The following is a 20,658-nucleotide window of genomic DNA, read 5'->3' on the forward strand; positions in this document are numbered from 1 at the left end:
TGTCGCCGCAGGCGACGGATGAGGGGTGTTCCAGGGAATGCCGACGTCTCACTCCGCTGGAACACCCCTCATCCGTCTCGGCGCTGCGCGCCGATCCACCTTCTCCCACAGGGGGAGAAGGTCAGAGCGCGCTACGCCAAATCCTCTGAATGCCCGATCGCCACGCCATACTCCGCAGCCGAATCCAGCACCGTGTGCCACAGGCTTTCAGCAAAGGTCGCAAACACCAGAACATTGAACACCGCCAGCCCGTCACGATCCTTCCCGCGCCAGAGCGTGACGCTGGTATGATCCATCGACGTGGCCGCGGCCGCGCCAACCACGAACGCATCCGGATGCAGATCGATCGACGACAGCTTCGCCAGCATCGTCCGCGCCTTGGCGCCGCTGATGCTGATCAGCACCCGGGCATGCGATTGGTCGGAGAGCGACGCTGATTTTGCGAACGCCTGGCCGAGCGACTCGGCCCCATGGTTGCCGCCCTTGGACAGAACAAAAAACTGATCCGGTCCCGACCAGATCAGCGTCGCATCCGTCGTGCCGACCGCTTTCGGTGTTTGCGGAGGCGCAACGCCGAAACGTGCCTTCGCGGCCTTGGCCATGTCGGCGGCCGTGCCACGTCGCGCCATGACTTGCATCAGGTCGAAATTGCGGATCTCCGTCAGCGACACGCCGGCTTCGCCTTGCGCACCGTAAGCGCCAGCTGCGAGCGCCCGGTCGAGCGGGCTGCGGGCATCCCAGGAAAACTCAGCCACGCTGGCGCCCTCCATCCGGGTCGTAGAAGACGGGATTGCAGAGCTCGACATCATAGTCCTCGCCGCGCAGCGGGTCGTGCGCGTGGACGATTTCGCCGATGCGCTCGCGGCCGCGTTCGATAAGGCCGAGCCCGATCCACTGGTCAAGCGTCGGCGAGAAGCAGACCGAGGTGACATAGCCTTGATCGTTGTCGGGTCCAGGCGTCTGGCCCTTCGGAATGATGTGCGCGCCGGAGCGCAGGCGCCGCGCTTTGTCGACCGGCTTGATACCGACGACGACCTGACGGTCCGGCGCCACCAGTGCCTCGCGGCCGGCCATGACGCGGCCGATGAAATCCTTCTTGGTCGACATCATCTTGCCGAGGCCGAGATCGGCGGCGGTCGTTGTGCCGCTCAGTTCCGGACCGGCGACATGGCCCTTTTCGACGCGCATGACGCCGAGCGCCTCGGTGCCGTAAGGCGTCACGCCGAATTGCTTGCCGGCAATCATCAGATTGCGCGCCATCGCCTCGCCATAGCGGGCCGGCACCGAAATCTCGAACGCCATCTCGCCGGAGAAGGAGATGCGGAACAGCCTTGCCTTGATGCCACCGCGCAAGGCGACTTCGCGCGCGCCCATGAAGGGAAAACCTTCGTTGGACAGGTCTTCTGACGGATCGACGATCTCCTTCAAGAGATCGCGCGTCTTGGGTCCGGCGATGGAGAACTGCGCCCACTGATCCGAGACGGAGGTCAGCTGCACGTCGAGTTCTGGAAACAACACCTGCCGGCAGAATTTGAGATGCTGCATCACCAGCCCGGCCTTGGCCGTGGTGGTGGTGAGGAAGTAATGATCCTCGGCCAGCCGCGAGGTCGTGCCGTCATCGTAGACCAGACCGTCCTCGCGCAGCATCAGCCCGTAGCGCGCCTTGCCGACGGCGAGGCTGGAAAAGGTGTTGATGTAGACACGGTCGAGGAAGGCTCCGGCGTCGGGGCCGTGCACGTCGATCTTGCCCAGCGTCGAGACATCGCAGAAGCCGACGCCGGAGCGCACCGCCTTGACCTCGCGGGTGACCGATTCCAGCCAGTCCTTCTCACCGGCACGCGGATACCATTGCGCGCGCTTCCACAGGCCCGTGTCGACAAAGATCGCGCCCTGTTCGGCGGCCCAGTGATGCGACGGCGTCAGCCGCGTTGCATGGAACGTCTCGTCGCGATGATGGCCGGCAAAGGCGCCGATGGCGACGGGCACGTAAGGCGGCCGGTAGATCGTCGTGCCGGTCTCGGGAATGGATTTGCCTGATACCGCTGCCATGATGGCGAGGCCGGCGACATTCGAGGTCTTGCCCTGGTCGGTCGCCATGCCGAGCGTCGTGTAGCGCTTCAGATGCTCGACCGATTCAAAACCTTCGCGCTGCGCCAATTCGATGTCGGAGGCGGTGACGTCATGCTGCTGGTCGACGAAGGCCTTGCCCTTGCCGGCAACATGCCAGAGCGGCGTCAGCGAGAACGCCTCGCTATCGGCAGTAGGCACCGATCCCACGTTGCCGGTGTGCCCAGTATCACGTGCTGCCGTCGCGCCGGCCTCAAACCCTTCGCGCAGGCAGGCGCCGAGACCGAAGGCCCCGTTCGCCGCACCCGCAGCCACCATGCCGGGAGGCGCGCCATCCGGCACGAACGCGGCGATGTCCTCGCGCCATTTCGGCCGGCCGCGATGGTAGGAGGTGAGCCCAACCGCCGGGTTCCAGCCGCCGGAAACGGCGAGCCCGTCGGCCTCGACCTCCGCGCGCGCGCCACCGGTGAGCGACACCGAAATCTTGCGCACACCGTCCTTGCCGCCGTCGACGCCGCTGACCGAGCCATGCAGCACGGTGAAGCCATTCTTGGAGGCGAGCGAGCGATGGGCCGGCGATACATCCGGCCGCGCATCGATCACCGCCGCTACCTGCAGTCCGGCGCCGAGCGCGGTCTCGACCGTGCGCCAGCCATCCTCATTGTTGGCGAACAATGCGATGCGTTTTGCCGGCGTGGCGGCATAGCGTGTGACATAGGTCCGCATCGCCGACGCCATCATGACACCGGGCGTGTCGTTGCCGGCAAAGACGATCGGCCGTTCGATCGCACCGGCGGCGACGACGCAGCATTTGGCCACGATCCGCCACAGGCGCTGGCGCACCTCGTGCTCGGGCGGCGTCGGCAGATGGTCGTTGACGCGCTCGATCGCGCCATAGGTGCCGCCATCATAGACGCCGAACAGCGTCGTGCGCGTCATGATGCGCACGTCAGGCATCGCAGTCAGTTCGGCCAGCGCGCGCGTCAGCCACTCCGCCGCCGGCAGTCCGTCGATCGTGCCGCCATCCGACAAGAGGCGGCCGCCGGGGACAAAATCCTCTTCGCACAGGATGACGCGGGCGCCGCTGCGGCCGGCGGCAAGCGCTGCCGCCAACCCCGCCGGCCCCGAGCCGGCGATCACCACATCGCAATGCGCCCAGGCCTTATCGTAGTGATCGGGATCGGGAAGCTGGGCCGCGCGGCCGAGACCGGCGGCGCGGCGGATCGCCGGCTCGTAGATCATCTCCCAGAACTTCGCCGGCCACATGAAGGTCTTGTAGTAGAAGCCGGCAACGAAGATCGGCGCGAACAGCTGATTGACCGACATCACATCGTGCCGCAGCGACGGCCAGCGGTTCTGGCTGGCGGCTTCGAGCCCTTCATAGAGCTCGGCGGTCGTCGCCTTGGTGTTGGCCTCGCGCCGTGCGCCGGTACGCAGCTCGACCAGCGCGTTGGGTTCTTCCGAACCGGCGGTGAGGATGCCGCGCGGACGGTGGTATTTGAACGAGCGGCCGACCAGCTTGACGCCATTGGCAACCAGCGCCGAGGCCAGCGTGTCGCCCTGGAAACCTTGGAAGGTCTTGCCGTCGAAGCGGAAGTTGAGCGGCGTGGTGCGGTCGATCAGACCGCCATTGTCCAGCCGGTTTGTCTGCGTGCCGGCCATCACGCACCAACCTTGGCGGCACCAACGCCTGCCGCCGGCTCCACCGCCGAAATCTCATGTGTTAGCGTATTTCGCGTAACCTTCAGCCAAGCCCGGCAGCCGCCGCCATGGTACCAGTTCTCAGCCATCACGCCGGCGACATTGTCGCGCAGATAGACATAGTCGTAGACGGCATCCTCGCCGGCATCCGCCGCCGGCCGCGCGGGCTTGGCGTCGCCGAGATAGCTGAACTCGCCGAGTTCGCGTTCGCCGCAGAAAGGACAGGTAATACGCATCGGTTTGTGGCCGTCCTCAGTGCAGGTTCGGTTGGGCGCCCTGGCCCTTTTCGTCGATCATGGCGCCGCGCTGGAAGCGGTCGAGGCGAAACAGCGCCGCTTCCTTGTGCGACTCTTCGCGCGCCAGAAGATGGGCAAAGACGAAGCCGGAACCGGGCGTCGCCTTGAAGCCGCCATAGCACCAGCCGGCGTTGAGGTAGAGCCCGTCGATGGGCGTCTTGTCGATGATCGGCGAACCGTCCATCGACATGTCCATGATGCCGCCCCACTGGCGCAGAAGCCGCACCCGGCCGATCATCGGGATCAGCGCCATGCCGCCTTCACAGACATCCTCCATCACCGGCAGATTGCCGCGCTGGGCATAGGAATTGTAGCCATCGATGTCGCCGCCGAAGACCAGCCCGCCCTTGTCCGACTGGCTGACATAGAAATGCCCGGCGCCGAAGGTCATGACGCCGGGAATGAGCGGCTTGATCGCTTCCGAGACGAAGGCCTGCAGCACGTGGCTTTCGATCGGCAGGCGCAGGCCCGCCATCGCCGCGACGCGCGACGAGGAACCGGCAACTGCCATGCCGACCTTGCCGGCGCCGATTTTTCCGCGCGAGGTCTCGACGCCGGTGACCTTGCCATTGCCGTCTCTGACAAAGCCGGTGACTTCGCAGTTCTGGATGATGTCGACGCCGAGTTCGCTCGCCGCATGCGCATAGCCCCAGACCACCGCGTCATGCCGCGCCGTGCCGCCGCGCCGCTGCAGCAGCCCGCCTTGCACGGGAAAGCGAGCATGGTCGAAATTCAGGAACGGCAGCATCTTCTTCAGCGCCGCCTGGTCGAGCAGCTCGGCATCGATGCCGTTGATGCGCATGGTGTTGCCGCGCCGCGCATAGGCGTCGCGCTGCGCGTCGGAATGGTAAAGGTTGAGCACGCCGCGCTGGCTGACCATCGAATTGTAGTTGAGGTCCTGCTCCATCCGCTCCCACAGCTTCATCGACAATTCGTAGAAGCCGGTGTTACCGGGCAGGCCGTAATTGGAGCGGATGATGGTGGTGTTGCGGCCGGCATTGCCGGAGCCGATCCAGCCCTTTTCCAGCACGGCGACGTTTTTGATGCCGAACTCGCTGGCGAGGAACCAGGCGGTGGCGAGCCCATGGCCGCCGCCGCCGATGATCACCACGTCGTAATGGTCTTTCGGGCTGGCATCGCGCCAGGTGCGCTGCCAGTTCTTGTGGCCGGAAAGGGCGGCGCGGGCGAGCGAGAAGATCGAATATTTCATACGTTCATTCCGAGGTCGCTCGCACCGCTGTGCCGGGTTAGATGTCCAGCGTGTGGTCGCGCTCCCATTGCGTGAAGTGCGAAGCATAGGAATTCCATTCCTGGTGCTTCAGCTTTAGGTAAGCCGACGAGAATTCCTCACCCAGCGCCGCCTTCAACGATTTGTCCTTGTCGTATTCGCGCAGCGCATCGAGCAAATTGAGCGGCAGTTTCGGCGCGCCCTTCACCGTATGGCCATGCTGGTACATGTCGATGTCGTAGCGCTTGCCGGGATCAGCCTTGGAGCGGATGCCGTCGAGGCCGGCGGCGATGATCACCGCCTGCAGCAGATACGGGTTGGCGGCGCCATCCGGCAGGCGCAGCTCGAAGCGTCCGGGTCCGGGCACGCGCACCATGTGGGTGCGGTTGTTGCCGGTCCAGGTCACCGTGTTCGGCGCCCAGGTGGCGCCCGAAATGGTGCGCGGCGCGTTGATGCGCTTGTACGAATTGACCGTCGGATTGGTGATCGCGGCGAGAGCCGAGGCATGTTTCATAATGCCGCCGAGGAAGTTCTTGCCCTTGGCCGACAGGCCGAGTTCCATCGCATTGTCGGCAAAGACGTTGGTCTTGCCGGCCTTGTCCCACACCGAGATATGGGCATGGCAGCCATTGCCGGTCAGGCCCTGGAAGGGCTTTGGCATGAAGGTGGCGCGCAGCCCATGCTTCTCGGCGACGGACTTGACCATGAACTTGAAGAAGGAGTGCTTGTCGGCGGTGGCCAGCACATCGTCGAACTCCCAGTTCATCTCGAACTGGCCGTTGGCGTCCTCATGGTCGTTCTGGTACGGGCCCCAGCCCAGCGCCAGCATGTGGTCGCAGATCTCGGCGATGACATCATAGCGGCGCATCACCGCCTGCTGGTCGTAGCAGGGTTTCGACGCCGTATCGTATTTGTCGGAGATAACGCTGCCATCAGGCGAGATCAGGAAGAACTCGGGCTCGACGCCGGTCTTGACATGCATGCCATCGCTGGCGGCTTCCGCGACCAGCCGCCGCAGCGTGTTGCGCGGCGCCTGCTCGACCTCCTTGTCATCCATGATGCAGTTGGCGGCGACCCAGGCGACCTCTGGTTTCCACGGCAGCTGAATGACTGAGTCCGGATCCGGCACCGCCAGCATGTCGGGATGCGCTGGCGTCAGGTCGAGCCAGGTGGCGAAACCGGCAAAGCCGGCGCCGTCCTTCTGCATGCCCGATATCGCCTGTGCCGGCACCAGCTTGGCGCGCTGGCCACCGAACAGGTCGGTGTAGGAAATCATGAAATATTTGACGCCGTTCTCTTTGGCGAATGCGGCGAGATCGTTCCCCATTATAGTTCCTCGCTTATGTGATCTGGGTAGTGTTTTTCAGAAACCGTTCTTCCCCGGTATCCAGTTGGTGCCGGCCAGCGGCACGCCGGCCATGGCGGCGGCTTCGATGGTGAGGGCTACGAGATCCTCGGGCTCGAGATTGTGCAGGCTGTTCTTGCCGCAGGCGCGGGCAATCGTTTGAGCCTCGAGCGTCATCACCTTCAGATAATTCGCCAGCCGCCTCCCAGCGGCGATCGGATCGACACGTTTCATCAGCTCGGGGTCCTGCGTGGTGATCCCGGCAGGGTCGCGGCCCTCATGCCAGTCGTCATAGGCGCCGGCGGTGGTGCCGAGCGCATTGTATTCCGACTCCCAGCGCGGGTCGTTGTCGCCGAGCGCGACAAGGGCGGCCGTGCCGATGGAGACCGCGTCGACGCCCAGCGCCAACGCCTTGGCGACGTCGGCACCGTTGCGGATGCCGCCCGACACGATCAGCTGCACCTTGCGATGCATGCCGAGGTCCTGCAGCGCCTGCACTGCCGGCCTGATGCAGGCAAGCGTCGGTTGGCCGACATTTTCGATGAACACTTCCTGCGTCGCGGCCGTGCCGCCCTGCATGCCGTCGACGACGACGACATCGGCGCCGGCCTTCACCGCAAGGGCTGTGTCATAGTAGGGGCGGGCGCCGCCGACCTTGACATAGATCGGCTTTTCCCAGTCGGTGATCTCGCGCAGTTCGAGGATCTTGATTTCGAGATCGTCGGGGCCGGTCCAGTCGGGATGGCGCGAGGCCGAGCGCTGGTCAATGCCTTTCGGCAGCGTGCGCATTTCGGCAACGCGATCGGAGATCTTCTGGCCGAGCAGCATGCCGCCGCCGCCGGGCTTGGCGCCCTGGCCGACAACCACTTCGATGGCGTCGGCGCGGCGCAGGTCTCGGGGGTTCATGCCGTAGCGCGATGGCAGGTACTGATAGACCAGCGTCTTCGAATGCCCGCGCTCTTCCTCGGTCATGCCGCCATCGCCGGTGGTGGTCGAAGTGCCTGATAGCGTAGCGCCACGGCCGAGTGCTTCCTTGGCCGGGCCGGACAGCGAGCCAAAACTCATGCCGGCAACGGTGATCGGGATCTTCAGTTCGATCGGCTTCTTGGCATGGCGCGAACCGAGCACCACTGAGGTGTCGCAGCGTTCGCGATAGCCTTCCAGCGGATAGCGCGAGATCGAGGCGCCGAGGAACAGAAGATCGTCGAAATGCGGCAGCTTGCGCTTGGCGCCGGCGCCCCTGATGTCATAGATGCCGGTTGCCGCGGCGCGGCGGATTTCGGAGAGCGTGTAGTCGTCGAAGGTCGCGGATTTGCGCGGCGTCGTCGGCGGGTTCTTGTAGGTCATGATGCCTCAATACGCGTCGGCGTTGTCGATATTGAAATTGTAGAGCGTGCGCGCCGAGCCGTAGCGCTTGAACTCCGACGGCTTGACGCCGGTCACGCCGGCGCGGTCGAGCAGGCCTTGCAGCAACTCGATGTGTTCGGGCCGCATCTCCTTGGCGATGCAGTCGGCGCCAAGGCTTTCGACCTTGCCGCGAACGAACAGCCGCGCCTCGTAGATGGAATCGCCCAGCGCATCGCCGGCATCGCCCAGTACCACGAGATTGCCCGACTGCGCCATGAAGGCCGACATGTGGCCGATATTGCCGTGCACGACGATGTCGATGCCTTTCATCGAGATACCGCAGCGGGAGGATGCGTTGCCCTCGATGACCAGAAGTCCGCCCTTGCCGGTGGCGCCGGCATACTGGCTGGCGTCGCCCTTGATGACGATTGAACCCGACATCATGTTTTCGCCAACGCCGGGGCCGGCCGAACCATGCACGGTGATCGCCGCGCCGTCATTCATGCCGGCGCAATAATAGCCGACGCTGCCGCGCACATCGATGCTGACAGGCTGGTCGACGCCGACGGCGACCGAATGGCTGCCTTTGGGATGCAGCACTTCCCACGCCGTTTCGTTGGAACCGGGCGTCAGATTGTGCAGCGCCTGATTGAGCTCGCGCAGCGACGACACATCGAGATCGAAAACCCGGGACGCGTGGTCTTGCGCCGCCTTCGAAAGTTTGGTTGCCGGCATGGGCTCAATGCTCCCAGAAATAGACGGTTGCGGGTTCCGGTTCCCAGACCCTCGCATTGTCTATGCCGGGCAGCTTGGTCAGCGCGCGATATTCCGAGCCGAAGGCGACATATTGGTCGGTCTCGGCCATGACGGCCGGCTTGCAGGCGATCGGGTCGCGCACCACGCCGAAACCGTTCTTGGTGCCGACCACGAAGGTGAAGAAGCCGTCGAGGTCGGACAGCGTGCCTTCCAGCGCCTCGCCGAGATTCTTGCCATGCGCCATCTGCGACGAGAGATAGGCGGCCGCCACCTCGGTGTCGTTCTCGGTCTCGAAGGTCATGCCTTCGCGCTTGAGTTCGCGCCGCACATTGTTGTGGTTGGAGAGCGAGCCATTGTGCACCAGGCACTGGTCGGCGCCGGTCGAGAAGGGGTGTGCGCCCATTGTGGTGACGGCCGATTCCGTCGCCATGCGGGTGTGGCCGATGCCATGCGTGCCGGTCATCGAGCGCACGTCGAAGCGGTCGACCACAGCTTCCGGCAGGCCGACTTCCTTGTAGATCTCGACGGCTTCGCCGGCGCCCATGATGCGCACGTCGGGCCGGATCGACTGCAGCGTCTCGCGGGCGGCGTCGACCTTGTCGGGCGCGGTCCTGAGCACGGCATGCGTCGACTTCACCGCAATGCTCACCGGCGCGCCGATGGCCTTGGCGAGTTCGGCGTCGAGGCCGCGGAAATCGCGATCGGGCTTCGCCGACTGGATGGTGATCTTGGCTTCGTTCTTCGAACGTGCGCCATAGATGGCGATGCCGGCGCTGTCGGGGCCGCGATCGCTGAGCGAGATCAGCATCTGCGACAGCATCGAGCCGAGTTGCGGCTCAAGCGACTTGTCCTTCAAAAAAAGTCCGACGATTCCACACATGTCAGCCTCCCGGCGTTTACCACTAAGAGATGATGTACCGAATGCGCTGCCCGAATTCAATCATATGAAAAAAATTTTCCTCTAGTTACGTATGCGGCTCAATGCCGCTTTGCGCAGTATCGGCGCCCACGCGGGTGCTGTGAACCCATTTGGCGGTGCGGATGCGGGCGAGTTTGTAGGCATCGAGGATCGACAGCGCATAGATCAGGAAGCCGCCGGCATGGCGGCCGACGAAACTGGCGTCGGCCGGCGCGATCTTGGCCGTCACCCAGGCAAGGATCACCATGAAGAACAGGAACTGCAGGCCGCGCACCGGCACGCCCAGGATGACATGGCCGCTGGCCGGCAGGACGATCGCGGCGCCGAGCACGAGATACGGATTTGGAGGCGTGGGGGAGGGTGCGCTCATGCCACCTGCCTTTCCTGTCTGTTGATGGCGTCGCGCAGCCCCGAGGCCGAGGCGAGCAGCCGCTCGACCAGCGCAGGTTCGAGCCTTGTGCCGAAGGCCGCCTGCCGGAACACGCCGTAGCGGGCGCGTTCGGCCTCGGCCAGCAGCCAGACGATGCGCACGCCGTTCGGCGTGATCAAAAGTTCCTTGGCACGGCCTTCGGCAAAGATGTCGAGATGGCTGGCGATCAGGTTCTGCGGAAAGCGCGCGCCCCTTAAGTCTGTTCGCAGCACCGCTTCGGCCGGAAAACCCGGAGCTTTCGGCAGCGTATGCTGGAGGTGATCGAAATTGGAGAAGGTGGTCGGCGATCCCGGCCGCATCATCATGTCAAACGTCGCCGGCACCGCAACCGGTTCGGTGATCGTGATGCTCAGCCAGCGCGCCGGCAGCTTTCGCGTCGCCAGCGTGTCGACGATGGTGCGCACTTGCACGCGCCGTTCATTCCACGAACCCACCCAGGTGACGACACCAACCGTGCCATCTGAAATGTCGGCGGCATCTGCGATGACAGTTCGGATGCTTGTCGCCTCGGCGGCAAGAGCAGCCTTGGCCCTGTTGCGGCTGGCGCGCGCAAGCCAGGCGAGGTGCAAGACGAGAGCCAAGGCGATCGCCCCGGCCAGCAATGCTGTCGTCACCTCAGACACCTCGTCACGCACTGCCTGCCCAAACCGGCAGGCCCTCTCCTGTCAATAGCCCTGTGGCTTCGGCCACGGCATGGTGAACTGGTCGCCGCGGCGCACATAGCGGTAGCGGTAGAAGTGGAACCACAGCGAAATCAGGAAATAGAAGATGGTCATCGCGATCAGCTGCGAACCGAAGCCGAGGAAGATCGCGAAGAATGTCACCACGCACAGACAAAACAGCACGATCGCCGGCAGCGGATGGAAGGGGTGGGTGTAGCCGCGACGGATGGTGCCGAGCGGCCATTTCTTGCGGAACATCATGATGTTGATGCTCATGAAGGTGTATTGCAGCACGCCCGACAGGATCGAGAAGGTGATCGCCTGGTTGAGGTCGGCGATGAAGGCGAAGGCCAGCGCGATCGGCAGCAGGAACAGAATCGAGCGATAGGGCGTGCGGTATTTCGGGTGCACGGCCGAGAACCAGGTTGGCAGGTAGCGGTCGCGTCCAAGCGAGAACCAGGCGCGTGCCGCGTCGTTGATGCAGCCATTGGCGGAGGCGAGTGCGGCGAGCAGCGTGGCGATGAACAACAGGTTTTCGAGCAGCGCGCTGCCGGTCAGCTTGCCGGCGTCCCACAGCGGATAATAGGTGATGCCGAGATATTCCCAGGGCATCAGCGAGGAGCAGACATACCAGGTCATGGCGGCGGCGATCAAAAGCGTGATCATGCCGGCCATGGTGCCGTAAGGCAGCGAACGGGCCGGCGAACGCACTTCCTCGGCGGCCTGCGTCGTGCCTTCGATACCGAGATAATACCAGATGCCGAACTGGAAGGCGGCGATGACGCCGATCCAGCCATAGGGCAGTGCATTGCCGGGCGTGACCAACTCATTGAGCTTCAGCACGGCGCCTTGCGTCCACGGGCTGACCGAGAAGAACAGGATGACGATCGAGACATAGGCGATCGCAGTGATGACGAAGTTGACGTTGAGCGTCATCAAGACGCCGCGATAGTTGAGCCACGCCAGCACGACAATGGTGGCGGCGATGAAGGAATTGTGGGTGAGCCCCTCGACGCCGGCCTTGGCGACAATGGTGTCGCCGAGCAGGATGGCGTCCGATACCTCAAGCATCGTGTAGGCAAAGACCAGGAACAGCGCCACATTGAAGGCCATGAGCGGCCCGACAATGTGCTTGGCCTGCGCGTATTGCCCGCCGGCGGCGGCCACCGTCGATGTCACCTCGGAATCGATCATGGCGACCGAGGTGTAGAGCAGCCCGACCACCCAGCAGACGATCAGCGCTGCCAGCGCGCCGCCCTTGTCGGCCGAGAAATTCCAGCCGGTGAATTCGCCGACCAGCACGATGCCGACGCCGAGCGCCCAGACATGGGCCGGGCCGAGCACCCTGAGCAGCGAGACCCTGTCACCGTTGATTGCCGTGCTTGTCGTTTCAGCCGCGACCGCCATTGTTTTCCCCTAGACCCGGTGCTTTTCGGAAACGGCTTCAAGCTCGCCTTCTCGCGAGGAGGTCAGCACCTCCTCGGAGTAGGTCGTGTCGATCTTGAACCAGTCGTAGAGCATCCACAGCGCAAGCACGACCGAGATACCCCAGCATGCATAAGACAGAGCCATCCACATGAGCGTGCTTCCCCAAGATCTCTGGCGTTATTTATCGTCGAACTTTTCGTTGATGACGTCGCGGTATTCGCGGTCGGAGGCGCGGAACAGGAAGACGAAATAGCCGATCAGCACTGCCGCCATGATGATCAGCGTCGGCCAGTCGATGATGTAGTGGAAGCGGTTCTGGATGATGTCGTGCGCGGTTTCGGGCGTGTAGCCGAGCTTTTCCCAGATCGAGGCCATGGTCGGGTTCTGCCCGAGCGCTTCCCAGGTCTTGGCATCGAGCGCGTCGATGGATTTTGCCGCACCCGCCAGGCCGAGTTTCAGCGGCAGCCACAGCGCCACGAAAATGGCGACCACGACAACCACGATATCGAAAATCTGCCCGGCCTTGCCTTGTTCCGGCGGCGTGTAGCGCGACATGTCTTCTACCCCTCAGGACGTTCTATGTTCAGGACTTGCGGTTGCGGGCCGCGTCGGCGTTCTTGATGTCGAGACCGTAGATGAAGTCCTTGTCTTCCTTGTAGTGATTGACCATCGCCAGGATGGCGGCGGTGTTGAAGATCAGCACGGCGGCCGCCGCGATGGCGACGACGATCTTGATCCCGGTGTCCGGGATGTAGGGCCATGTCATGATGAGCACGAAGAGGATCGTCGCCCAAAGGCAGATGATCAGGAGCGCGGATCCGCGCACGTCGGAGCGGTACAGCGCTTCGATGCGCTGCTGCAGGTCTGACATCGGTTTTCCCCTTTATTCCAACGCCGGCTTCCGAACTGGCCGATTGTTGCCCTCTTTCAAGAGAGTGAAATTTTTTTCACAAATTCAGGCCGATTTGCGAAATTGTCAAGACGAATTTACGTTTGGTTAACCGGTCATTTGGCGTGGCAAATTTTGCCTGACAATGAAATTATTTGCTTACGGGTATTGCAGCGCCCGAACGTTTGCGATCAATATTCGCTCAAAGCACCCGCCGCAGCGCGAGGGGCAGGGAACACAATTGAATTTTCGAACGGAGGATTAGCGGATGACGGCATCCTGGAGATTTTCGACCCTGGCGGATCGCCATCGCGCGCTCGGCTCGAAGCTCGAAGACTGGAGCGGAATGGGCACCGCCTGGACCTACGACAAGGATGCCGATGAGGAATACACCGCCATCCGCACCAAGGCCGGGCTGATGGATGTGTCGGGCCTGAAGAAGGTCCACATCACCGGGCCGCATGCCTCGCACCTCATCGATCTCGCCACGACGCGCGACGTCGAAAAGATCTATCCCGGCAAGTCGGCCTATGCCTGCATGCTGAACGAGGCCGGGAAATTCACCGACGACTGCATCCTCTACCGCACCGGGCCGAACGCCTGGATGGTGGTGCATGGCTCCGGCACCGGTCATGAGGAATTGCAGCGCGCTGCGATGGGCCGCGACGTGTCGCTGCGCTTCGACGACAATCTGCACGATCTGTCGCTGCAGGGGCCGACGGCGGTCGACTATCTCGCCAAGCACGTGCCGGGCATTCGCGACCTCAACTACTTCCATCACATGCAGACGCAGCTGTTCGGTTTCCCGGTGATGATCTCGCGCACCGGCTACACCGGCGAGCGCGGCTACGAGATCTTCTGCCGTGGCCAGGATGCGGGCACGATCTGGGACAGGATTCTCGACGAGGGCAAGAGCGCCGGCATCATTCCCTGCCGCTTCACCACGCTCGATATGCTGCGCGTCGAAAGCTATCTGCTGTTCTACCCTTACGACAATTCGCAAAAATACCCGTTCGAGAATGAAGGCCCTGGCGACACGCTGTGGGAACTCGGCCTCGATTTCACCGTCAGTCCCGGAAAAACCGGTTTCCGCGGCGCCGAAGAGCACTATCGGCTGAAGGGCAAGGAACGCTTCAAGATCTATGGCGTTCTGCTCGACGGCAAGGAGCCGGCCGACGAGGGCGCGCCGGTCTATCGCGACGGCAAAAAGGTCGGCGTGGTGACCTGCGCCATGTATTCGCCGCTGGTCAAGAAATCGATGGGCATCGCTCGGCTCGATGTCGACTGCGCGGTCAAGGACACCAAGCTCGAGATCCGCAACAAGAGCGGATCGATCAACGCGACCGCGCAGCCGCTCCCCTTCGATGATCCGAAGAAAACCAAGCGCACTGCCAAGGGTTGAGGCATCATCAACAGCGAGGGGTTTCGAGGCGCGAAGTAGAGAATGGCAGCCAAGACGATCATCAGCCGGCCCATTTACGGAACCCTGTCTCCGCAGGCCGGCAAGCATCATCTTTTTCTGGCGGATGCGGAAGGCGCGCTGGCGATCGTTGATATGGCAAGGACGGCCCCGCCCGGCTTCTTCGACGGGGCGGAAATCGTCTTCATTCCCGGTCTCGACGGCAAACATGTCGCCGCTCTCGAAGCACTGGAGCCGGCGCAATTCCATGTCGCGCCGTCCTTCGCCAGCCTGCTGCCACGACTGAAGCAGACGCTGACCAACGCCCATATGGGCCTGCGCCTCTATCTCGCCGGCACCGAAGGGCTGATCGGCCAGGCCATGCAGGTGGCGCTCGAAGCCGGCATCGATCATACCTCGATGCAGACCGAGCATCGCGGTTCGCTGGCGCGGCGCATGCAATGCGTGCACTGCAAAGGCATCACCGAAAATGTGACGACGCAGCCGGCGACCTGTTCGCATTGCGGCCTGCTGCTTTTGGTGCGCGACCATTACTCAAGGCGTCTCGCCGCCTTCCAGGGTGTGTGCATCAACGCCGAGGATCGCAGTGAAATTCCTCCTGTCGAGGAGGCCTTCCCATGAGCACCGGCACCACCAAGCTCGATGTCGTGGTCAGCGATGTCGTCCCGGTCAACGACCTCGTCACCCGCTTCCATTTCCGCCGCCGCGACGGAGAATTGCTGCCGACCTTTTCCGGTGGCGCCCATGTCGTGGTCGAGATGCGCGACGGCGACCTCACAAGGCTGAATCCGTATTCGCTGATGGGCTCGCCGCTCGACACGCGCGAATACACCATCTCGGTGCGCCGCGACGATGTCGGCCGCGGCGGCTCGCTGTTCATGCACCGGTCGGTCAAGCCCGGCCTGGAGATGGTGGTCAGCTATCCCGTCAACCTGTTCTCGCTCGATCTCAGGGCCAGGAAACATCTGATGCTGGCCGGCGGCATCGGCATCACGCCGTTCATGGCGCAGACCGCGCAGCTCGCCGGGTCCGGCGGCAATTTCGAACTGCACTACACCTGCCGCACCGCTTCGCTCGGCACCTATGCCGATGTCCTGCAGGAGCGCTATGGCCGCCGCATCCGGCTCTATCACGACGATTTGGATCAGCGCATCGAACTCGACCGGCTGCTGTCCTCGCAGCCGCTCGGCACGCATCTCTATGTCTGCGGCCCGGCCGGCATGATCAACTGGGTGCGCGCCCGCGCGGCAGAACTGGGCTGGCCGCCGGAGACCGTGCACTACGAGCATTTCGCGGCGCCCCAGCCCGGCCTGCCCTTCGACGTCACGCTTGCCGTCAGCGGCAAGACCATCCGCGTCGGCGAGCAGCAGAGCCTGCTCGAAGCGATCGAAGCCGCCGGCGTCGACCCGCCCTATCTCTGCCGCGGCGGCGTTTGCGGCCAGTGCGAAACCAACGTCCTCTCGTATGACGGCAAGTTCATCCACAACGACCACTGGCTGAGCGAGGAAGACCACCGTTCCGGCTGCAAGATCATGCCATGCGTGTCGCGCTTCGAGGGCAAGTCACTGGTCCTGGAAAGATAGGAGGCGAGCTTGGGCATCACCTTTCGCAAGGAAACGTTCCGCGACGATTTCACCTTCAAAAACAGCCCGGAGCATATCAGGCGGTTTCCGTTTCCGTTCCACGAAGACAGCTACATGTACGCGGTCAACATCGAGCCGCATGTGGTTGGGCCCAAGGGTTCGGTGCTTGAAAACCTGATCGACGTCGACGAGCACTATGTCGCCGAGATGCAGGATCGCGCTTTGGTGCTGGCCGAGGATCCGCTGCGCTGCCAGTCGCTGCCGCACATGACGCTGGCCGGCTGGGATCTGCTCGAGCTTCTGATGGAGCAGCAGGCGCTGGGCTATCCCGAGCATTTCACGCTTGAGCGTAACGGCGACCGCTGGCGCTGGATCAACCGGCCGCTCGGCATCGACGACACCTTCACCTTCGGCGACACCTCGACGCTGCCTTACGGGCCGATGGAATACATCACGCGCCAGAGCCAGGGCGATTTCTGCATCCTCGACCAGCGCGACGGCAATCTGTGGATGGATGCCGGCATGGTCACCACCCAGGCCGACTGGTCGCTCGATTTCGACATCGGCATGAACTTCTTCGAATGGCACGCGCCGGTGCCGCTGGCGCATGAGAAGGGGATTTTCGTCAGGGCGCTGAAATTCCTCACCAACATCCAGCAGGGCAAGCCGGCACGGCGTCTCAACTGGACGATGACCATCAACCCGCGCCTCGACACCAGCCCCGAAAATTATCACAAATGGGGTCCTGACCGCGCGACAGTGACGCCGGAGAACGTCGGCGACAAGGTGCATCTGCGCGTCGAATTGCAGAGCTTCTGGCGCCTGCCGCGCTCGAACGGCATCGTCTTCCCGATCCGCTGCTATCTCATCAAGATGGACGAGCTGGTGACGCAGCCAAAATGGGCAAGACGCCTGCACCGCGTCATCCGTGACCTGCCGGAGGAGCTCGCGACCTACAAGGGCCTGACGCGGTACCGGCCGACGCTGGTGGAATGGCTGTCGAAGCTGGATGATGGCAGCGCGACGTCACCGGGGTTTGGACCGGATTAGAAACAGCTAATCTCCCCCCTTGTGGGGGAGATGCCCGGCAGGGCAGAGGGGGGCGCCGTAGAGCGCCGACTTATCGGTACTTGGACTGGCTCGTACCGCGCTTCGTCATCCTCGGGCTTGACCCGAGGATCCATGCCGTGGCCTTCGTCGAAGGCGCGGCGGAGCAGAATTCTGAACCGTTGCAATACTTTAGCGTCACGGCATGGATCCTAGGGTCTGCGCGCGTCGCTTCGCTCCTTGCTTCGCCCTAGGATGACGAACTCGATGGCCGGCGCTCCACGGCGCCCCCCTCTGTCCTGCCGGACATCTCCCCCACAAGGGGGGAGATCAGCCAATCACCCCGCGCTGTTCTGCGGATAACAAATAATCGACAGATACCGCATCGGCAGCTTCGTCAGCTGCTCCGGCCCATGCGGCGCATCCGCATCGAAGAACAGGCTGTCGCCGGGCTTCATCGGGTAGAGGTTGCTGCCGTGCCGGTAAACGACTTCGCCCTCCAGCATATAGAGGAACTCCATGCCCTCATGCTGGAAGGTCGGGAACACATCCGAATCCTCGGTCAGCGTGATCAGATAAGGCTCGACCACGACGCCGCTGGTGTTGGAACCGATATGGCCCAACAGATTGTACTGGTGGCCCGCGCGCGTGCCGCGGCGCTCGACATCGAGGCCTTCGCCGGCCTTGACGAAGACCGCGCTGCGCTCTTCCTCGAAGCGGCGGAAGAAGGCGGTGACGGGAACGCCGAGTGCCCGCGACAACGCCTGCAGCGTGGTCAGCGACGGCGAGGTGATCCCATTCTCGATCTTCGACAGCATGCCCAGCGAAATGTCGGTGGCAACGGCGAGATCCGCGACGGTGATGCCGAGCTTCTTGCGGAATGCGCGCACCTCGCGGCCGATCGCCACTTCCAGCACCTTTTCGCGCGTGTCGCGAATGGCGTGCGGGTTCTGCGTCAGCGGCGTACGGATGGTCTTTCCGTCCACCGAGACCTTTGCCAGCGGCTTTGCCTTGGCCGGAGTGGTGCCGGACTTGAGATCGGATGCCGTCTTCGCCATGTCGCCGCTCCCAAGAATCGCAGATTTATTTCACTCAAGGTGAACATATTCGCTGCCGATACAGAAACGCAACCGCCACAGCAAGCCCCTTAGGTCGAATGGTGTCGGGTCCGGATTTGCGCTGTCATCGGTTTTTGGTGAAAATCCGCCGGGAGGAAACGCGGTTTCGCCACAAGGCCTGTTGACAGCATCGAAGGGGCAATTACTGTCACTGTGAGTGAAATTTGTTTCGTAAGAGCAATCCTGGGAAAGCGTGAAACGGTTTTCCCACTGGAATTGCGTCAAAGTTGAGATGAGACCGGGAGGCCTGCCATGAACACTCGCGTTGCCGTCATTGGAGCCGGACCGTCCGGCCTTGCCCAGCTCAGGGCCTTCAAATCCGCCGAAGACAAGGGCGCCGCTATTCCCGAAATCGTCTGCTTCGAAAAGCAGTCCGACTGGGGCGGCCTGTGGAACTACACCTGGCGCACCGGCCTCGACGAGCATGGCGATCCTGTCCACGGCTCGATGTACCGGTATCTCTGGTCGAACGGGCCGAAGGAATGCCTGGAATTCGCCGACTACACATTCGAAGAGCATTTCGGCCGTCCGATCGGCTCCTACCCGCCGCGCGCCGTTTTGTGGGATTACATCAAGGGCCGTGTCGAGAAATCAGGCCTGCGCAAATGGGTGCGCTTCAATAGCCCGGTGCGCATGGTGACCTTCTCGGACGTGACGAAGAAATTCACCGTCACCGCGCATGACCGCAGCAACGACGTCACCTATTCCGAAGAGTTCGACAATGTCGTCGTCGCCTCCGGGCATTTCTCCGTCCCCAACGTTCCCTATTTCGAGGGCTTTTCGACCTTCAACGGCCGCATCCTGCACAGCCATGATTTCCGCGACGCAATGGAGTTCAAGGGCAAGGACATTCTGATCATCGGCCGCTCCTACTCGGCCGAGGACATCGGCTCGCAATGCTACAAATATGGCGCCAAATCGATCACCTCCAGCTACCGCTCCAAGCCGATGGGCTTCAAATGGCCGGAGAACTGGAAAGAGGTGCCGCTCTTGCAAAAGGTCGTCGGCAAGACCGCGCACTTCAAGGACGGCACCACCAAGGACGTCGACGCCATCATCCTGTGCACCGGCTATCTACACTCCTTCCCCTTCCTTACCGACGACCTCAAACTCAAGACCGCCAACCGCATGTGGCCGCTCGATCTCTATGAAGGCGTCGTCTGGGAGAACAACCCGAAACTGTCCTATATCGGCATGCAGGACCAGTTCTACACCTTCAACATGTTCGACGCGCAGGCCTGGTTCGCGCGCGACGTCATCATGGGTCGCATCAAGCTGCCGTCACCTCAGGCGATGGCCGAGCATGGCGCGAAATGGCGCGCCCGCGAGGAGACGCTCGAAGACGCCGAGCAGATGATCTGGTTCCAGGGCGACTACACCAAGGAGTTGATGGATCAGACCGACTATCCCGGCTTCGACGTCGAGGCGGTCAACCAGACGTTCATGGAGTGGGAGCACCACAAGGCGGAAGACATTATGAGCTTCCGCGACCACGCCTATCGCTCGCTGATGACCGGCACCATGGCGCCGCTGCACCACACGCCATGGCTACAGGCGCTGGATGATTCGATGGAGAGCTACCTCGAGGTGAAAGGTGTGGCGGCGGAGTAAACCGCCTCAATCCAGAGGATAATCGGCAGCGGCGTTCGTCTCGGTCACCTTGACGCTTAGCACTTCGCAATCGTTGGCCCAGTCGGGGCCATCGCCGCGCATGGCCATCGTGTCGGCCATCAGCAGGAACTGCATGGTTCTGAGCGCCCAGTCGGCCGGCTCTTCCGGCCAGGCGAAGACGCCGGCAGCGTCGCCGCCGAACTTGACATCGTGGCAGACGAATTCGACCTCGACCTTCCAGGATCGCAACGCAGCGCCCGGCGGCGGGTAGGGCGGGTCGGGAAGCTCGAAGTGGTTGGCGACCATGAGCTTCGTCGGCTTCGCCGGCTCGATGCCCTTGGCTTTGAAGGCGGCGACAGCGTCGTCGCCAAAACGCTCCAGCAGGCCGTCCCGCGTCAATCTGTAGGTCGAGCGAAAGAAGCCGCCGGCCCAGACGGATTCGTTGTTGTCGTTGGAGATGAGCAGCGAGGCGCGGAAGCGGCGTAGCCTTGGCGCCAGCGCCTGCCAGTTGCACTCGGCTGGTATCGCCGGCGTCGCGATGAAATCGTCGAGAAGATCGCTGCCGCGCACATTGGCGTTCAGCACCGAACAGTCTTCGCCATAGATGTGCCAGAGCTGGCGCAGCTCCGGGGCAGCGATGCCGGGCTTGCGCAGTTCTTCCACCGAGGCGCGAACCCGCGCGATCGCATAGGCCGTCGCCGCGTCCAGCGTCTCAAAACCGGAAATCAGATGCTCGCCATCCGGTTCGCCGGTCCTGGCCATGTCGAAGACGAGAACGGTGAAAGGTGGAGCGCCCGGCTCAGACATTCGG

21 protein-coding genes are annotated in these 20,658 nt (G+C 63.0%); 5 read left to right on the forward strand and 16 right to left on the reverse strand.

Annotation, left to right across the window (positions count from 1 at the left end):
* Positions 1-131: 131 nt before the first annotated feature.
* From AC1DZ8_RS21500 to AC1DZ8_RS21565, 14 genes are all read right to left on the reverse strand, one after another.
* Positions 132-755 (reverse strand): sarcosine oxidase subunit gamma, encoded by a 624-nt coding sequence (locus AC1DZ8_RS21500; protein WP_477302314.1) that lies wholly within the window; start codon positions 753-755, stop codon positions 132-134.
* Positions 748-3,729, reverse strand: a complete 2,982-nt coding sequence (locus AC1DZ8_RS21505; RefSeq protein ID WP_477302316.1) for a sarcosine oxidase subunit alpha — start codon at positions 3,727-3,729, stop codon at positions 748-750. Before AC1DZ8_RS21505 ends, AC1DZ8_RS21500 begins: the two co-directional genes overlap by 8 nt.
* Positions 3,729-4,004: a sarcosine oxidase subunit delta gene (locus AC1DZ8_RS21510; protein WP_477302318.1), complete on the reverse strand. Its 276-nt coding sequence runs from the start codon at positions 4,002-4,004 to the stop codon at positions 3,729-3,731. The genes AC1DZ8_RS21505 and AC1DZ8_RS21510 overlap by 1 nt, the downstream gene beginning before the upstream one ends.
* 16 nt (positions 4,005-4,020) lie before the next feature.
* On the reverse strand, positions 4,021-5,274 hold the full coding sequence (locus AC1DZ8_RS21515; protein WP_477302320.1) for a sarcosine oxidase subunit beta family protein: 1,254 nt from the start codon (positions 5,272-5,274) through the stop codon (positions 4,021-4,023).
* A gap of 37 nt (positions 5,275-5,311) precedes the next feature.
* On the reverse strand, positions 5,312-6,619 hold the full coding sequence (gene glnT, locus AC1DZ8_RS21520) for a type III glutamate--ammonia ligase (protein ID WP_477302322.1): 1,308 nt from the start codon (positions 6,617-6,619) through the stop codon (positions 5,312-5,314).
* A gap of 36 nt (positions 6,620-6,655) precedes the next feature.
* The gene (locus AC1DZ8_RS21525) at positions 6,656-7,984 is read right to left on the reverse strand and encodes an FMN-binding glutamate synthase family protein (RefSeq protein ID WP_477302324.1); all 1,329 of its coding nucleotides are present in this window, start codon (positions 7,982-7,984) and stop codon (positions 6,656-6,658) included.
* Positions 7,985-7,990: 6 nt separating this feature from the next.
* Positions 7,991-8,719, reverse strand: coding sequence for a GltB/FmdC/FwdC-like GXGXG domain-containing protein (locus tag AC1DZ8_RS21530; protein ID WP_477286710.1), 729 nt, complete (start codon positions 8,717-8,719; stop codon positions 7,991-7,993).
* Positions 8,720-8,723: 4 nt separating this feature from the next.
* Positions 8,724-9,620 carry a class II glutamine amidotransferase gene (locus tag AC1DZ8_RS21535; RefSeq protein ID WP_477302326.1) on the reverse strand — a complete coding sequence of 299 codons (897 nt, stop codon included), beginning with the start codon at positions 9,618-9,620 and terminating at the stop codon, positions 8,724-8,726.
* Between the two features lie 85 nt (positions 9,621-9,705).
* Positions 9,706-10,029, reverse strand: coding sequence for a hypothetical protein (locus AC1DZ8_RS21540; RefSeq protein ID WP_477302328.1), 324 nt, complete (start codon positions 10,027-10,029; stop codon positions 9,706-9,708).
* Positions 10,026-10,712, reverse strand: a complete 687-nt coding sequence (locus tag AC1DZ8_RS21545) for a hypothetical protein (RefSeq protein WP_477302419.1) — start codon at positions 10,710-10,712, stop codon at positions 10,026-10,028. Before AC1DZ8_RS21545 ends, AC1DZ8_RS21540 begins: the two co-directional genes overlap by 4 nt.
* A gap of 42 nt (positions 10,713-10,754) precedes the next feature.
* Complete coding sequence (locus AC1DZ8_RS21550; RefSeq protein ID WP_477401607.1) at positions 10,755-12,158, reverse strand: APC family permease; 1,404 nt, start codon at positions 12,156-12,158, stop codon at positions 10,755-10,757.
* A gap of 9 nt (positions 12,159-12,167) precedes the next feature.
* Positions 12,168-12,329, reverse strand: coding sequence for a hypothetical protein (locus tag AC1DZ8_RS21555; RefSeq protein WP_112565760.1), 162 nt, complete (start codon positions 12,327-12,329; stop codon positions 12,168-12,170).
* Positions 12,330-12,356: 27 nt separating this feature from the next.
* Positions 12,357-12,734: a hypothetical protein gene (locus AC1DZ8_RS21560; RefSeq protein WP_023668545.1), complete on the reverse strand. Its 378-nt coding sequence runs from the start codon at positions 12,732-12,734 to the stop codon at positions 12,357-12,359.
* Between the two features lie 28 nt (positions 12,735-12,762).
* Positions 12,763-13,050, reverse strand: coding sequence for a hypothetical protein (locus AC1DZ8_RS21565; protein ID WP_477286722.1), 288 nt, complete (start codon positions 13,048-13,050; stop codon positions 12,763-12,765).
* A gap of 286 nt (positions 13,051-13,336) precedes the next feature.
* Between AC1DZ8_RS21565 and AC1DZ8_RS21570 the strand changes: the two genes are divergently transcribed.
* The 4 genes from AC1DZ8_RS21570 to AC1DZ8_RS21585 are packed head-to-tail and all read left to right on the forward strand — an operon-like array spanning position 13,337 to position 17,121.
* Complete coding sequence (locus AC1DZ8_RS21570; RefSeq protein WP_477302333.1) at positions 13,337-14,470, forward strand: aminomethyl transferase family protein; 1,134 nt, start codon at positions 13,337-13,339, stop codon at positions 14,468-14,470.
* 42 nt (positions 14,471-14,512) lie between these two features.
* Positions 14,513-15,109 (forward strand): dimethylamine monooxygenase subunit DmmA family protein, encoded by a 597-nt coding sequence (locus AC1DZ8_RS21575; protein WP_477302335.1) that lies wholly within the window; start codon positions 14,513-14,515, stop codon positions 15,107-15,109.
* Complete coding sequence (locus AC1DZ8_RS21580; protein ID WP_477302337.1) at positions 15,106-16,071, forward strand: PDR/VanB family oxidoreductase; 966 nt, start codon at positions 15,106-15,108, stop codon at positions 16,069-16,071. Before AC1DZ8_RS21575 ends, AC1DZ8_RS21580 begins: the two co-directional genes overlap by 4 nt.
* 9 nt (positions 16,072-16,080) lie before the next feature.
* Positions 16,081-17,121 (forward strand): heme-dependent oxidative N-demethylase family protein, encoded by a 1,041-nt coding sequence (locus AC1DZ8_RS21585; protein ID WP_140733742.1) that lies wholly within the window; start codon positions 16,081-16,083, stop codon positions 17,119-17,121.
* Between the two features lie 335 nt (positions 17,122-17,456).
* Here AC1DZ8_RS21585 and AC1DZ8_RS21590 read toward each other — a convergent pair whose 3' ends face one another.
* Positions 17,457-18,176, reverse strand: coding sequence for a helix-turn-helix domain-containing protein (locus tag AC1DZ8_RS21590; protein ID WP_477302340.1), 720 nt, complete (start codon positions 18,174-18,176; stop codon positions 17,457-17,459).
* 312 nt (positions 18,177-18,488) lie between these two features.
* On the opposite strand from AC1DZ8_RS21590, the gene AC1DZ8_RS21595 reads away from it, so the two are divergent.
* On the forward strand, positions 18,489-19,847 hold the full coding sequence (locus AC1DZ8_RS21595; protein ID WP_477302342.1) for an NAD(P)-binding domain-containing protein: 1,359 nt from the start codon (positions 18,489-18,491) through the stop codon (positions 19,845-19,847).
* Positions 19,848-19,853: 6 nt separating this feature from the next.
* On the opposite strand, the gene AC1DZ8_RS21600 is transcribed toward AC1DZ8_RS21595, so the two are convergent.
* Positions 19,854-20,654, reverse strand: coding sequence for a hypothetical protein (locus AC1DZ8_RS21600; protein ID WP_477302344.1), 801 nt, complete (start codon positions 20,652-20,654; stop codon positions 19,854-19,856).
* Positions 20,655-20,658: the final 4 nt, after the last annotated feature.

The organism is Mesorhizobium sp. P2_F7 (assembly GCF_056403695.1).

Excerpts from the sequence above, each read along its gene's own strand:
- AC1DZ8_RS21505 (WP_477302316.1), bottom strand. The coding sequence starts at position 3,729 with ATGGCCGGCACGCAGACAAACCGGCTGGACAATGGCGGTCTGATCGAC.
- AC1DZ8_RS21510 (WP_477302318.1), bottom strand. The coding sequence starts at position 4,004 with ATGCGTATTACCTGTCCTTTCTGCGGCGAACGCGAACTCGGCGAGTTC.
- AC1DZ8_RS21515 (WP_477302320.1), bottom strand. The coding sequence starts at position 5,274 with ATGAAATATTCGATCTTCTCGCTCGCCCGCGCCGCCCTTTCCGGCCAC.
- glnT (WP_477302322.1), bottom strand. The coding sequence starts at position 6,619 with ATGGGGAACGATCTCGCCGCATTCGCCAAAGAGAACGGCGTCAAATAT.
- AC1DZ8_RS21525 (WP_477302324.1), bottom strand. The coding sequence starts at position 7,984 with ATGACCTACAAGAACCCGCCGACGACGCCGCGCAAATCCGCGACCTTC.
- AC1DZ8_RS21530 (WP_477286710.1), bottom strand. The coding sequence starts at position 8,719 with ATGCCGGCAACCAAACTTTCGAAGGCGGCGCAAGACCACGCGTCCCGG.
- AC1DZ8_RS21535 (WP_477302326.1), bottom strand. The coding sequence starts at position 9,620 with ATGTGTGGAATCGTCGGACTTTTTTTGAAGGACAAGTCGCTTGAGCCG.
- AC1DZ8_RS21540 (WP_477302328.1), bottom strand. The coding sequence starts at position 10,029 with ATGAGCGCACCCTCCCCCACGCCTCCAAATCCGTATCTCGTGCTCGGC.
- AC1DZ8_RS21550 (WP_477401607.1), bottom strand. The coding sequence starts at position 12,158 with ATGGCGGTCGCGGCTGAAACGACAAGCACGGCAATCAACGGTGACAGG.
- AC1DZ8_RS21555 (WP_112565760.1), bottom strand. The coding sequence starts at position 12,329 with ATGTGGATGGCTCTGTCTTATGCATGCTGGGGTATCTCGGTCGTGCTT.
- AC1DZ8_RS21560 (WP_023668545.1), bottom strand. The coding sequence starts at position 12,734 with ATGTCGCGCTACACGCCGCCGGAACAAGGCAAGGCCGGGCAGATTTTC.
- AC1DZ8_RS21565 (WP_477286722.1), bottom strand. The coding sequence starts at position 13,050 with ATGTCAGACCTGCAGCAGCGCATCGAAGCGCTGTACCGCTCCGACGTG.
- AC1DZ8_RS21570 (WP_477302333.1), top strand. The coding sequence starts at position 13,337 with ATGACGGCATCCTGGAGATTTTCGACCCTGGCGGATCGCCATCGCGCG.
- AC1DZ8_RS21575 (WP_477302335.1), top strand. The coding sequence starts at position 14,513 with ATGGCAGCCAAGACGATCATCAGCCGGCCCATTTACGGAACCCTGTCT.
- AC1DZ8_RS21580 (WP_477302337.1), top strand. The coding sequence starts at position 15,106 with ATGAGCACCGGCACCACCAAGCTCGATGTCGTGGTCAGCGATGTCGTC.
- AC1DZ8_RS21590 (WP_477302340.1), bottom strand. The coding sequence starts at position 18,176 with ATGGCGAAGACGGCATCCGATCTCAAGTCCGGCACCACTCCGGCCAAG.
- AC1DZ8_RS21595 (WP_477302342.1), top strand. The coding sequence starts at position 18,489 with ATGAACACTCGCGTTGCCGTCATTGGAGCCGGACCGTCCGGCCTTGCC.
- AC1DZ8_RS21600 (WP_477302344.1), bottom strand. The coding sequence starts at position 20,654 with ATGTCTGAGCCGGGCGCTCCACCTTTCACCGTTCTCGTCTTCGACATG.